The organism is Kribbella italica, from assembly GCF_014205135.1.
In the GTDB taxonomy this organism is placed as follows: domain Bacteria; phylum Actinomycetota; class Actinomycetes; order Propionibacteriales; family Kribbellaceae; genus Kribbella; species Kribbella italica.
This window is the reverse complement of record NZ_JACHMY010000001.1, coordinates 3,994,544-4,006,296: the sequence shown is the minus strand read 5'-3', so window position 1 is coordinate 4,006,296 and position 11,753 is coordinate 3,994,544. Positions and strand designations below refer to the sequence as shown.

At 70.5% G+C, this 11,753-nt stretch carries 9 protein-coding genes; 5 read left to right on the top strand and 4 right to left on the bottom strand.

The window, feature by feature from the left end; genetic code table 11:
- The first annotated feature begins 18 nt into the window (after positions 1-18).
- The gene (locus tag HDA39_RS18515; RefSeq protein WP_184796647.1) at positions 19-372 is read left to right on the top strand and encodes an ArsR/SmtB family transcription factor; all 354 of its coding nucleotides are present in this window, start codon (positions 19-21) and stop codon (positions 370-372) included.
- Between the two features lie 486 nt (positions 373-858).
- Positions 859-2,241, top strand: coding sequence for a multidrug effflux MFS transporter (locus HDA39_RS18510; protein ID WP_202893040.1), 1,383 nt, complete (start codon positions 859-861; stop codon positions 2,239-2,241).
- Between the two features lies 1 nt (position 2,242).
- Here the strand turns inward: HDA39_RS18510 and HDA39_RS18505 are convergent, their stop codons facing one another.
- The 4 genes from HDA39_RS18505 to HDA39_RS18490 form a co-directional block, all read right to left on the bottom strand.
- A complete protein-coding gene (locus HDA39_RS18505; protein WP_184796645.1) occupies positions 2,243-2,962 on the bottom strand; it encodes an AAA family ATPase in 720 nt (239 codons plus the stop codon).
- 25 nt (positions 2,963-2,987) lie between these two features.
- A complete protein-coding gene (locus tag HDA39_RS18500) occupies positions 2,988-3,164 on the bottom strand; it encodes a DUF6104 family protein (RefSeq protein ID WP_012922754.1) in 177 nt (58 codons plus the stop codon).
- Position 3,165: 1 nt separating this feature from the next.
- Positions 3,166-7,014, bottom strand: coding sequence for a multifunctional oxoglutarate decarboxylase/oxoglutarate dehydrogenase thiamine pyrophosphate-binding subunit/dihydrolipoyllysine-residue succinyltransferase subunit (locus HDA39_RS18495; RefSeq protein WP_184796642.1), 3,849 nt, complete (start codon positions 7,012-7,014; stop codon positions 3,166-3,168).
- Between the two features lie 414 nt (positions 7,015-7,428).
- On the bottom strand, positions 7,429-7,839 hold the full coding sequence (locus HDA39_RS18490) for a DUF3052 family protein (RefSeq protein ID WP_184796640.1): 411 nt from the start codon (positions 7,837-7,839) through the stop codon (positions 7,429-7,431).
- Positions 7,840-7,891: 52 nt separating this feature from the next.
- Between HDA39_RS18490 and HDA39_RS18485 the strand changes: the two genes are divergently transcribed.
- The 3 genes from HDA39_RS18485 (at position 7,892) to HDA39_RS18475 (ending at position 11,738) form a co-directional block, all read left to right on the top strand.
- Entirely contained in the window at positions 7,892-8,563 is a 672-nt protein-coding gene (locus HDA39_RS18485) for a FadR/GntR family transcriptional regulator (RefSeq protein WP_184796638.1), read from the top strand.
- 153 nt (positions 8,564-8,716) lie between these two features.
- Complete coding sequence (locus HDA39_RS18480) at positions 8,717-10,297, top strand: ABC-F family ATP-binding cassette domain-containing protein (RefSeq protein ID WP_273481949.1); 1,581 nt, start codon at positions 8,717-8,719, stop codon at positions 10,295-10,297.
- A 256-nt stretch (positions 10,298-10,553) separates the two neighbouring features.
- Positions 10,554-11,738 carry a neutral zinc metallopeptidase gene (locus HDA39_RS18475; protein WP_184796636.1) on the top strand — a complete coding sequence of 395 codons (1,185 nt, stop codon included), beginning with the start codon at positions 10,554-10,556 and terminating at the stop codon, positions 11,736-11,738.
- Positions 11,739-11,753: the final 15 nt, after the last annotated feature.

Sequence of the window (11,753 nt, the reverse complement as noted above, 5' to 3'; positions counted from 1 at the left end):
GGTCACAATGACCGCGAGATGACGACCTTCCCCGAACCGACGAAGGCGCAGCTGGAATCCGCCGCCGGAACCTTCGCGATGCTGTCCGCCCCCGTGCGGCTGCACCTGGTCTCACTGGCCGCCCAGGGCGAGTACGACGTGGGCACGCTGGCCGACCGCGTCGGAGTCAGCATCGCCACCGCCAGCCAGCACCTCGGCAAACTCCGCCTGGCCGGCATCATCACCGCCCGCCGCGAGGGCCGCCGGCACATCTACACCGTCGACGACCCCCACGTCCTCAACCTGGTCGACCAGATCTTCGAACACATCGCTCCGGATGGTTCCCTGGCCCCCGACCCACCCCTACGCCGCAAACCACCCCACGCCGACTGACCGCCCTGCGGGCGGATGCAGGAGGGGAGTGGGCCGCGCCCCTCCGCCTGCGCTTCGCGCGGCTCAGATCAGGCGCCACCGCCTCCGCGCCCCCGCGCCTCCCGCGCCCCCGCGCCTCCCGCGCTCCCGCGCCTCCCGCGCTCCCGCGCCTCCCGCGCTCCCGCGCTCCCGCGCCCCCCGCGCTCCCGCGCCTCCCGCGCTCCCGCGCCTCCCGCGCTCCCGCGCCTCCCGCGCTCCCGCGCCCCCCGCGCTCCCGCGCCCCCCGCGCTCCCGCGCCCCCCGCGCTCCCGGGCTCCCCTCCCCCCGCGCTCCCCGCGCTCCCGTGCCCCTGCGCTCCGCGGGTCGGACTAGGCGCTCCCGCGTCGTTCCCCATTCCGCAGGGTGGACTATGGGGCCGGGCGGGAATAGCAAGCCGGGGCGGGTAGTTGCCGATAGCTGGCGACAGCGACGTCGCGCCCTGCTCGTACGCCCGATCACGAGGACCTCATGGCGATCTCCGATCCTCCGACGACGCCCGCTCCGACCACGACTTTCGCTCCGACGACGACCGGTCCCACGACCACGACGCCGGCTGCCACGACCACGACGCCCGCTCCGACGACGCCGGCTGACACCAATCCGTCGGCCAGCGGCGGGCCGATGCGGCCGATCGGGCGGATTCGGCTGGTGCTGACGCTGGGCTTCATCGTCGCGCTCGGGCCGCTCACCATCGACCTGTACCTGCCGGCGCTGCCGTCCATCACCACCGACCTCGCCGCCTCCGCGACGGCGGTCCAGTTCACCCTGACCGGCACCTTCGCGGGTCTCGCCGTCGGCCAACTGCTCGTGGGTCCGCTCTCCGACACCGTCGGCCGCCGACTGCCGTTGATCGCCGGAGCGGGCCTGCACGTGCTGGCCTCCGTGCTCTGCGCGGTCTCCCCGACCGTCGAGATGCTGTCGGTCTTCCGGGTCCTGCAGGGCGTCGGTGCCGCCGCCGGGTCCGTCGTCGCGCTGGCGATCGTCCGCGACCTGTACGTCGGCCGCGCGGCCGCCACCTTGCTGTCGCGACTGATGCTCGTCATCGGCGTAGCGCCGGTGTTCGCGCCGACCGTCGGTGGCGCCCTGCTGGTGGCGCTGCCGTGGCAGGGCCTGTTCGTCGTACTGGCCGCGCTCGGCGTCCTGCTGATGCTTCTGGTGGCGCTGACGCTGCCGGAGACCCTGCCGCCGTCCGGCCGCCGGCCGTTCGGTCTGGCGGCGATCGCTCGCACGGCCGGGCAGCTGGTCCGCGACCGGGTCTTCGTCGGGCTCACTCTCGTCGCCGGCCTGGCGATGACCGGCGTGTTCGGGTACGTCGCGGGAGCGTCGTTCGTGTTCCAGGAACAGTTCGGCGTGAGCAGCCAGACCTTCGGACTGCTGTTCGGCGTGGGCGGACTGCTGCTGGTCGCGGCGACCCAGCTCAACCCGGTGCTGCTGAAGCGGTGGGAGCCCGAGCAGGTGCTCACCGCGGGCGCGGTCCTCGCCGCACTCGCAGGCGTCGCGCTGCTGCTGACCGCGACCCTGAGCCTGGGCGGCCTGGTCGGCATCCTCGTCCCGGTCTGGGCGGCGCTGTTCGCCGCCAGCCTGGCCCTTCCGAACGCGCCGGCCCTGGCCCTGTCGCGCCACGGTGAGGCGGCGGGCACGGCGGCGGCGCTGCTGGGCGCTGTCCAGTTCGGGATCGGCGCGATCGCCGCACCGCTGGTCGGTGCCCTCGGCACCGACGCGGTCGCGATGGCCGTGGTGATGTCAGGCGGCTTGGCCCTGTCCCTGGTCACCCTGCTCGCCGTGGTCAGGCCCTGGCAGCGGGAGTTCCAGCCGGAGGCGGTGAAGGAGCCGGCCGTGCTCGTGCACTGAGCTAGAGGATGTGCCGCAGGTACTGCTCGGGATGCCGCAGGTAGGCACGCCAGTTCTGGACGAGCTCGAGGTCGGTCCAGGCCGACTCGCGGATGCCCCACTGGCCGACCTCGAGGATCGTCGCGCCGGGCAGGGCGGCGATCACGGGGGAGTGGGTCGCACAGAGCACCTGGGACTTGCTGTCGGCGAGCTGCTTGAGGACGCCGACCACCGCGAGGCTGGAGGAGAACGACAGTGCCGACTCGGGCTCGTCGAGGCAGTAGAAGCCACGGCGGGAGAAGCGGTTCTCGATGAGGGACAGGAAGCTCTCCCCGTGGCTCATCTCGTGGAACACCGGCTCCGGGCGGCTGCTCGGATTCTGCTCGAGGTACGTGTAGAAGCTGTGCATCGTCTCGGCCCGCAGGAAGAAGCCGGCCTTCGAGGCACCGGCACCCCGGGTCAGCACGAGATCGTCGGACAGCGACGACTCGGTCGCCCGCGTCGTCAGGCGGGCGCCGGTCGACCCGCCCTCGGGCGACATCCCGAAGGCGACCGCCACGGCTTCCACCAGTGTCGACTTGCCCGCGCCGTTCTCACCGACCAGGAAGGTGACGCCCGGCCCGAGGTCCAGTCCGTCCGTCAGCAGCTGCCGAACAGCGGGGATCGTGTGCGGCCAGGCCCCGGACGGCGAAACGCCCTTCGCCGCGGCCACCCGGCGTACGGGGTGATCGGCGAAGGGCATTCACTCACCCTACAAACCCAGCAGCTCAGTCGTCCTCGTCGTCGAGCCGGGCCAGCCAGGTGGCGAACCGTTCGATCGGCGTCTCGAACTCGGGGTTCAGGTCGACGAACTCACGCAGCCGCTCGGCCACCCAGGCCAGCGAGACATCCTCCTCGCCGCGCCGGCCCTCGAGCTCCTCGATCCCTCGGTCGGTGAAGTACACGTCAGCTGAACGCCTGCTTCAGCAGCGTCTGCTGCTCGGCCTGGTGCGCGCCCATCGAGCCCACCGACGTCGCCGACATGGCCGGCCGGGACACCCGGTAGAACGGCTTGCCGCCCAGGTGCTCGGTCAGGTTCAGCGCCATGAACGGCCACGGGCCCTGGTTGGCCGGCTCGTCCTGCACCCAGCGGACCTCGGTCGCGTTCGGGTACTTGGCGAGCTCCGCCTTGATCTCCTCGGCCGGCAGCGGGTAGAGCTGCTCGACCCGGATCACCGCGGTGCTGATCTTGTCGGTCTCGGTCTTCTTCCGCTCCGCGAACAGGTCGTACGCGATCCGGCCGGACGACAGGATGACCCGCTCGACGGTCGCCGCGGTGGCCTCGGCCTCCGCGTCGCCGAGGATCGGCCGGAACGTGCCGCTGGTCAGCTCGTCGGGCTGCGACACCGCTTCCTTGCGCCGCAGCAGCTGCTTCGGCGTGAAGACGATCAGCGGGTTGTGCTCCTCGCCGAGGGTGTGACGCCGCAGCAGGTGGAAGTACGACGCGGGCGTCGACGGCTGCGCGACGGTCATCGCGTTCTCCGCGCACAGCGCCATGAACCGCTCGATCCGGGCCGAGGAGTGGTCCGGGCCCTGGCCCTCGTAGCCGTGCGGCAGCAGCAGCACGACACCGGACTTCTGGCCCCACTTCGCCTCACCGGCCGAGATGTACTCGTCGATGATCGACTGGGCGCCGTTCACGAAGTCACCGAACTGCGCCTCCCACAGGGTCAGCGCGTCCGGCCGGGCCACGGAGTAGCCGTACTCGAAGCCGAGCGCGGCGTACTCGCTGAGCAGCGAGTCGTAGACGTAGAAGTTCGCCTGCTCCTCGTCGAGGTTCTGCAGCGGGACGTGGTCCTGCCCGTTGACCCGGTCGATGACGGCGGCGAACCGCTGCACGAACGTGCCACGGCGGCTGTCCTGACCGGCGAGCCGGACCGGGCGACCGGCCAGCAGCAGCGAACCGAACGCCGTCATCTCCGCGCTGGCCCAGTCGACCGGGCCTTGCGTGATCGCGGCCGCGCGGCGCTGCAGCTGCGGCATCACCTTCGGGTGCGCGGTGAAGCCCTCCGGCAGCGTGGTGTACGCGTCGGCGATCTTCTTCAGCACCTCGGGCGTGGTCGCGGTCGCGTCCGGGCCCTCCGGCTTGTCCGGGTAGACCGGGACGGTGACGTACGGCGCCGGAGTGTCCGGCTGGCTCTTCGCCTCGCGGACCTCGGTGAACACGCGCTCCAGCCGCTGCTGGAAGTCGCGCATCGCCTGCTCGGCCTCGTCGACAGTGATGTCGCCACGGCCGATCAGAGCCTCGGTGTAGAGCTTGCGCACCGAACGCTTCTGCTCGATCAGGTCATACATCAGCGGCTGGGTGAACGACGGGTCGTCGCCCTCGTTGTGACCGCGGCGGCGGTAGCAGACCAGGTCGATCACGACGTCCTTGTTGAACGCCTGGCGGTACTCGAAGGCCAGGTCGGCGACCCGGACGCAGGCCTCGGGGTCGTCGCCGTTCACGTGGAAGATCGGCGCCTGGACCATCCGCGCGACGTCGGTGCAGTACATCGACGAGCGCGACGAGGCCGGCGAGGTGGTGAACCCGACCTGGTTGTTGACGATCACGTGGATCGTGCCACCGGTGCGGTACCCGCGCAGCTGCGACAGGTTCAGCGTCTCGGCCACGACGCCCTGGCCGGCGAAGGCCGCGTCACCGTGGACGAGGAGGGGCAGCACCGGGAACGCGACGCCCTGGTCGAGAATGTCCTGCTTGGCCCGGACGATGCCCTCGAGCACCGGGTCGACGGTCTCCAGGTGCGACGGGTTGGCCGCCACCGACACCTTGATCTTGTCGCCGAACTCCGACACGAACTCGCCCTCGGCGCCCAGGTGGTACTTGACGTCACCGGAGCCCTGGACCGTGCGCGGGTCGATGTTGCCGTCGAACTCGCGGAAGATCTGGCCGTACGACTTGCCGACGATGTTGGCCAGCACGTTCAGCCGGCCGCGGTGCGCCATACCGATGACGACCTCGTCCAGACCGGCGCCGGCGGCTTCCTCGCACAGCTCGTCCAGCAGCGGGATCGTGGTCTCGCCGCCTTCCAGGGAGAACCGCTTCTGGCCGACGTACTTGGTCTGCAGGAAGGTCTCGAACGCCTCGGCCTCGTTCAGCTTGGCCAGGATGCGCAGCTGCTCCTCGCGCGGCGGCTTGGTGTGCGGCCGCTCGATCCGCTCCTGCAGCCACTTGCGCTGCTCGGGGTCCTGGATGTGCATGTACTCGATACCGGTGGTGCGGCAGTACGAGTCACGCAGGATGCCGAGGATCTCGCGCAGCTTCATGAACCGGCGGTCGGTCGCGGCACCGAACGAGCCGGTGGCGAACTCGCGGTCCAGGTCCCACAGCGTCAGGCCGTGGGTGGCGACGTCGAGGTCGGGGTGGCTGCGCTGCTTGTACTCCAGCGGGTCGGTGTCGGCCATGATGTGGCCGCGCACGCGGTAGGCGTGGATCAGCTCCAGGATCCGGGCCTGCTTGCTGATGTCCTCCTCGTGGCTGTGCGGGAGGTCGGCGGCCCAGCGGATCGGCTCGTACGGGATCCGCAGGCTCTGGAAGATCTCGTCGTAGAAGCCCTCGGCGCCGAGCAGCAGCTGGTGCAGGCGGCGCAGGAACTCACCCGACTGCGCGCCCTGGATGATCCGGTGGTCGTACGTCGAGGTCAGCGTCATCACCTTGCTGACCGCGAGCTTGGCCATCGTCTCCTCGGCCGCGCCCTGGTACTCCGTCGGGTAGTCCATCGCGCCGACGCCGATGATGCAGCCCTGGCCGCTCATCAGCCGCGGCACCGAGTGCTGCGTGCCGATCGTGCCGGGGTTGGTGAGGCTGATCGTGGTGCCCTGGAAGTCCGGCAGCGCGAGCTTGTTGTCGCGGGCCCGGCGGACGATGTCCTCGTAGGCCATCCAGAACTCGGCGAACGTCATCGACTCGGTCGCCTTGATCGACGGCACCAGCAGCTGGCGGGTCCCGTCCGGCTTCTGCATGTCGATGGCCAGGCCGAGGTTGATGTGCTCGGGCTGGACCAGCGTCGGCTTGCCCTCGGTCTCGTCGTACGACGCGTTCATCTCCGGCAGGGTCTTGAGCGCCTTGACCAGCGCCCAGCCGACCAGGTGGGTGAACGAGATCTTGCCACCGCGAGCGCGCTTGAGGTGGTTGTTGATGACGATCCGGTTGTCGATCAGCAGCTTGACCGGCACCTGGCGGACGCTGGTCGCGGTCGGGACCTGGAGGCTGATCTCCATGTTCTGGGCGGTCCGGGCCGGGGCACCCCGCAGGATCCTGCGCTCCGCGTCCGTGCTGGTCGCGGGAGCGGGCTTGGGCTGCGCTGTGGGCGGTTGGTTCACCGTTCCTCCGGTCGGGGCGCCGCTCGCCGCGGCCGCGGTCTGCTGGGCCGCTGCTGCGGGCTTGGTCTGGGCAGGCTGGGTCGTGCTCTGGGTCGCCGTGGTGGCGGGCGCGGCCGGGGCCGGCGTCGCGGCGGCGGCCTGGGCGGCCGGCTTGCTCGCGGCGGGTGCGGTCGCCGCCGTACCGCGGGCCGGTGCTTCCGGGGTCTTGTTCTCGGACACCGCATCAGGTCGGGGAGCGTCGGACGGGGCGGTGTTCACCGGCTTCGCGTCACCCGGGCTGTAATCCTTGAAACTGTCCCCTTGAAAGTAGGCGAACCACGCTGGATCCACCGACTTGGGATCCTGCTGGTACTTCTCGTACATCTCGTCGACCAGCCATTCGTTCGCTCCGAAGGCTGCAAGGGGATTTGTGTCTGATGGCTCGGTGGCCACTGGGCAGTTCGCCTCTTCCGATTGCGGGTCCGGTACCACTGTTATGACTACGGGAGTTATGGGGCTGCTCCCGAGGCAAGGCTAATAGCACCGGCAACACATCTACAGCCCGGGACCACCGGACCAGTGTGTCGAGTGGTTCTTCCGCCGTGGGTTGATCGTTCGAGCCCTGGAACACCTGTGTTTCGGATGTTTCAGCGGTGTTGCCCGGGTTCACGCCGCCGGCACCGGCTTCTCGGCCCGGCCGGACTGCCGGACGCGTTGCAGAGGTGGGGTTCCAGGGCTGGGTCAGGACCTTTCCGGAGTGCCCGCTACGCCTGAGTGCCCACTGTATGCAACTGCGCGTTTGCCGGGGGTGATGACCGGGCGTGCGCAAAAATGTGGCCAACGTCACGCAGCGGATCAGTCCAGTTCTCACCGATTGGCCAGCCGCCGGACCAGCTTCAGCCCGGACCAGGTGGTGTCGACCGCGCACACCTTCACGTCCACGAGGCCGAGCGGCAGGGCCAGTTCGCGGACGCCGTTCTCGTCGAGATCGGTCGGTACGCCGGACGACCGCTTCGGCCAGGCGACCCAGATCATGCCGTTCGTGGTGGTCCTGGCCAGGAGCTGGGGGAGCCGGGCGGCGAGGCGCTCGCGGTCCGGGCAGAAGGTCAGGGTGAGGTCCAGCTCGGTCCGGCCGGGCCGGGTCAGCGGGGTGACGCCGTCCGGGAGGCCCTCGATCACGAAGCCGGCGGGCGCGTGGTCCAGCAGGACGACGGACCCGGGTTTGATCCCGAGCTTCGCGGCCAGCGGTTTGCCGGAGTAGCCGGTACTCGTCACCACAACTCGATGGTAGGTGCGGGTGGCGGCGGTGGTGCGGCGGCATACTGATCCGATGGCGCTGACGGATGAGGCGATCGTCAAGATCAAGGAGATGATCACCTCCGGCGAGCTGGGCCCGGGGGACCGGCTGCCCAAGGAGGCGGATCTGGCCGCCCGGCTCGGCCTGTCGCGGAACTCGCTGCGCGAGGCGGTCAAGGCGCTGACGCTGGTCAACGTGCTCGACGTCCGGCACGGCGACGGCACCTACGTGACCAGCCTGACGTCGGCGCACCTGCTCGACGCGCTCAGCTTCATGGTCGACCTGCACCGCGACGACTCGGTCCTGCAGTTCTTCGAGGTACGCCGCCTGCTCGAGCCCGGCGTCGCCGCGCTCGCCGCGTCCCGAATCTCGCCGGAGCAGCTCGCCGATCTGCGCCTGCTCACCAGCGACCTGTCGCCGGCCGCCGGCGTCGACGCGCTGGTGGAGAACGACCTGCGCTTCCACCGCGGCATCGCCGAAGCCACCGGCAACGCCGTCGTCTGCTCCCTGCTCGACGGCGTCTCCGGCGCCACCCAGCGCGCCCGCATCTGGCGCGGCGTCACCCAGGCCGGCGCCGTCGAACGCACCCTCGCCGAACACACCGCCATCCTCGACGCGCTGGACCAGCGCGACGCCGAGGCCGCCCGCGCCTGGATGACCGCCCACATCGCCGGCGTCGAATCCTGGCTCCGCAAAGCGCCGTAAATCTGTTGGCCTGTCCGCGGCCACTGAGTAATCTGGTGATGTCTTGTTGTCCATGTCAGGGGTGCGGGTTGTCGTACTGAGGTCTCTCTTCAGCAGCGGTTGATCGCCACCGGTCGGTGCGCGGTCTCGTTCGAGATCTCGGAGTACCCCCTGATGACTGTCTCTCTGACCTGCAACGACCTCTTCTTCGCCTGGCCCGACGGTGACGTCCTCTTCGACGGACTGTCCTTCGCCGCCGGACCGGCGCGCTCCGGCCTGGTCGGCCGCAACGGCGCCGGCAAGTCGACGCTCCTGCGCCTGATCGCCGGCCGCCTGACACCCCAGCGCGGCGCGATCCGCGTCAGCGGCGAGCTCGGCTACCTGCCGCAGGACCTCACCCTCGACACCTCGCTGCGCGTCGACGCCGCCCTCGGCATCGACGACGTCCGGACGGCGATCACCGCGATCGAGTCCGGTGACGCGACCGAGGCGAACTTCGCCCGCGTCGGCGACGACTGGGACGTCGAGGAACGCGCCGAGGCGCTGCTCGGCAAGCTCGGCCTCGGCGCGATCACCCTCGACCGTTCGGTCGCCGAGCTGTCCGGCGGCGAGACGATCCTGCTCGGCCTGGCCGCCGAACTGCTCCGCCGCCCCGACGTCCTGCTGCTCGACGAACCCACCAACAACCTCGACCTGCGCGCCCGCAGACACCTGTACGACGCGGTGGACGCGTTCCGCGGCGCGCTGCTTGTGGTCAGCCACGACCGCGAGCTGCTCGACCGCGTCGACCAGATCGGTGAGCTGCGCAAGGGCGACCTGACCTGGTACGGCGGCAACCTCACGGCGTACGAGGAAGCTGTCGCCGTCGAGCAGGAGGCGGCCGAGCGGCTGCTGCGCACGGCCGAGTCCGACGTGAAACGCCAGAAGCGCGAGCTGATCGAGGCCCGGACGAAGATCGAACGCCGTCAGGCCGGCGGGCGCCGGGCCTTCGAGTCGGGCAGCGTCTCGAAGATGGCGGCGGGCGCGATGAAGCGTTCGTCCCAGGTCTCCGCGGGCAAGCACCTCGGCATGCACGGCGAACGGCTCGAAGCCGCCCAGGACGCGCTGGCCGAGGCCGAGGAGAAGATCCACGACGACGACCACATCCGGGTGGACCTGCCCGCCACCGCGATTCCCAACGGCCGCGTCGCCCTGCGCCTGCGGGACCTGGAGCTGAGGACCGGCCTGATCGCGAACCTGGAGATCCGCGGCCCCGAACGCATCGCCCTCACCGGCCCGAACGGCGCCGGCAAGTCCACCCTGCTGCACGCCGTCACGACCCTCGGCCTGCCCCTGGTCCCGGCGCGCCTGCTGCCTCAGCGCCTCGACCTGCTCACCGACGACCTCTCCATCGCCGAGAACCTCGCGATCCTTGCCCCCGGCACCGACAACAACGACCGCCGCGCCCGCCTGGCCCGCTTCCTCTTCCGAGGCCGCTCCGCCGACCAGCCCGTCAGGACGCTGTCCGGCGGCGAACGCTTCCGAGCCACCCTCGCCGCGCTCCTCCTCGCCGAGCCCCCACCCCAGCTCCTGATGCTCGACGAGCCCACCAACAACCTCGACCTGGCCAGCATCACCCAGCTCCAAACAGCCCTGTCGTCCTACCAAGGCGCCCTGCTGGTAGCCAGCCACGACCTCCCTTTCCTGAGAGACCTGGGCATCACCCGCTGGCTGTCGCTAGAAGACAACCAACTGAGCGAGATCGACCCCCTGTAGCCCATGCGCAGAGCAGGCAGCCTCCGCTGCATCCGCAGAGACCCCACCCAACCCCCACAACCACCCCGTACGACGACCCCACCCCACAACCCCCGCCGCACTACCTGGCCCGTGATCACCCACCCCCACTACTCCCACCGAGGCCCCCGCTGACGACGTGAGCTAGGCCTGGGCTCCGGTTGCTGGGCTGGACCTTTGGGCTTCTACGCTGCGGGGGACCGGTTTACGGGGCCGGCTGACGGGTGGAGGAGCCGAGTTGTCTGGTCAGCAGTGGGGGCCGCAGGGGCCGTACAACCAGGGGCCGCCGCAGCAAGGGCAGTACCCGCCGCAGCAAGGCCAGTACTACGGAGCGCCGCAGCAGGGGAGCTATGCGCCGCAGGGCCCGTACGCCGGCCAGCCGTACGCCGGGTCGCCGTACGGGTCTGGGCAGCAGGGGTTCGGCTGGGGACCGATGCCGCAGCCGCCTCGGAAGAAGCGGGGGGCCGGGCTTGTCGTGCTGGCTGTCGTGGGTGGGCTGGCCGTGCTGCTGGCTGTGGTGGTCGGAGTCGGGTTCTCGCTGACGAAGGACGACTCGACCGCGACGCCGCCGGTCGCGCAACCGACGTACGAGCCGACGGCCGAGGACAGCCCGACGGTGCCGGAGGCAACGACCGACCCGCCGGTGACCCGGCCGACGTCGCGGCCGACGACGACCAAGCCGTCGCCGAAGCCGACGCCCGTGCTGACGCCCTGGCAGATCGCCTCGGCGAACAAGCTCTACCGGACCGGGGTGCAGGCCTCGGTCGGCTGCCGGGAGTCGAGGGCCGGGCTCGGCAACCAGGCCGCCTCCTCGGCGTACTACCGGTCGATGCGGGCCTGCATGGATCGCGCCTGGCGCCGGCACGTGACCGCGGCCGGGTATCGGTTCCGCCAGCCGGGGCTGATCTCGATCGCCACCAACGGCAGCTCACCCTGCGGTACCGCCATCGAGGCGCTGGCCTTCTACTGCCCGACCAACCACACGATGTACATGAAGGCCGACCTGGACATCAAGTACTGGAAGCAGTCGCAGAGCTTCAGCCGGGCGGTCGGGTCGCACGCCGCGGCCCACGAGTACGGCCACGCCGTGCAGGAGATGACCGGCATCCTGCGAGCGTCGCGACGACTCGGCTACAACGCCACGAGCAAGGCGGCCGAGCTCGAGGTGGACCGGCGCGTCGAGCTGCAGGCGTCCTGCCTCGGCAACCTGTTCCTCGGCGCCAACAAGGCCAGCTACGGCATCCGCGGCGCGCTGCGCACCCAGTGGCTGTACGTCGTCAACAACAGCGGCGACCGGGCCGACACCGGCGCCCGCGACCACGGCAGCCCCCGCAACCACGGCATCTGGTCGCGCCGCGCGTTCGACCGCCCGAACCTTGCCGTGTGCAACACCTTCACGGCCCCGTCGTCCCAGGTCAGCTGACGGCAGCAGCCGGTA

Bases quoted from the DNA above. Each gene is read 5' to 3' on its own strand.
- HDA39_RS18480 (WP_273481949.1), top strand. From the start codon at position 8,717: ATGACTGTCTCTCTGACCTGCAACGACCTCTTCTTCGCCTGGCCCGAC.
- HDA39_RS18505 (WP_184796645.1), bottom strand. From the start codon at position 2,962: ATGCCCTTCGCCGATCACCCCGTACGCCGGGTGGCCGCGGCGAAGGGC.
- HDA39_RS18510 (WP_202893040.1), top strand. From the start codon at position 859: ATGGCGATCTCCGATCCTCCGACGACGCCCGCTCCGACCACGACTTTC.
- HDA39_RS18515 (WP_184796647.1), top strand. From the start codon at position 19: ATGACGACCTTCCCCGAACCGACGAAGGCGCAGCTGGAATCCGCCGCC.
- HDA39_RS18485 (WP_184796638.1), top strand. From the start codon at position 7,892: ATGGCGCTGACGGATGAGGCGATCGTCAAGATCAAGGAGATGATCACC.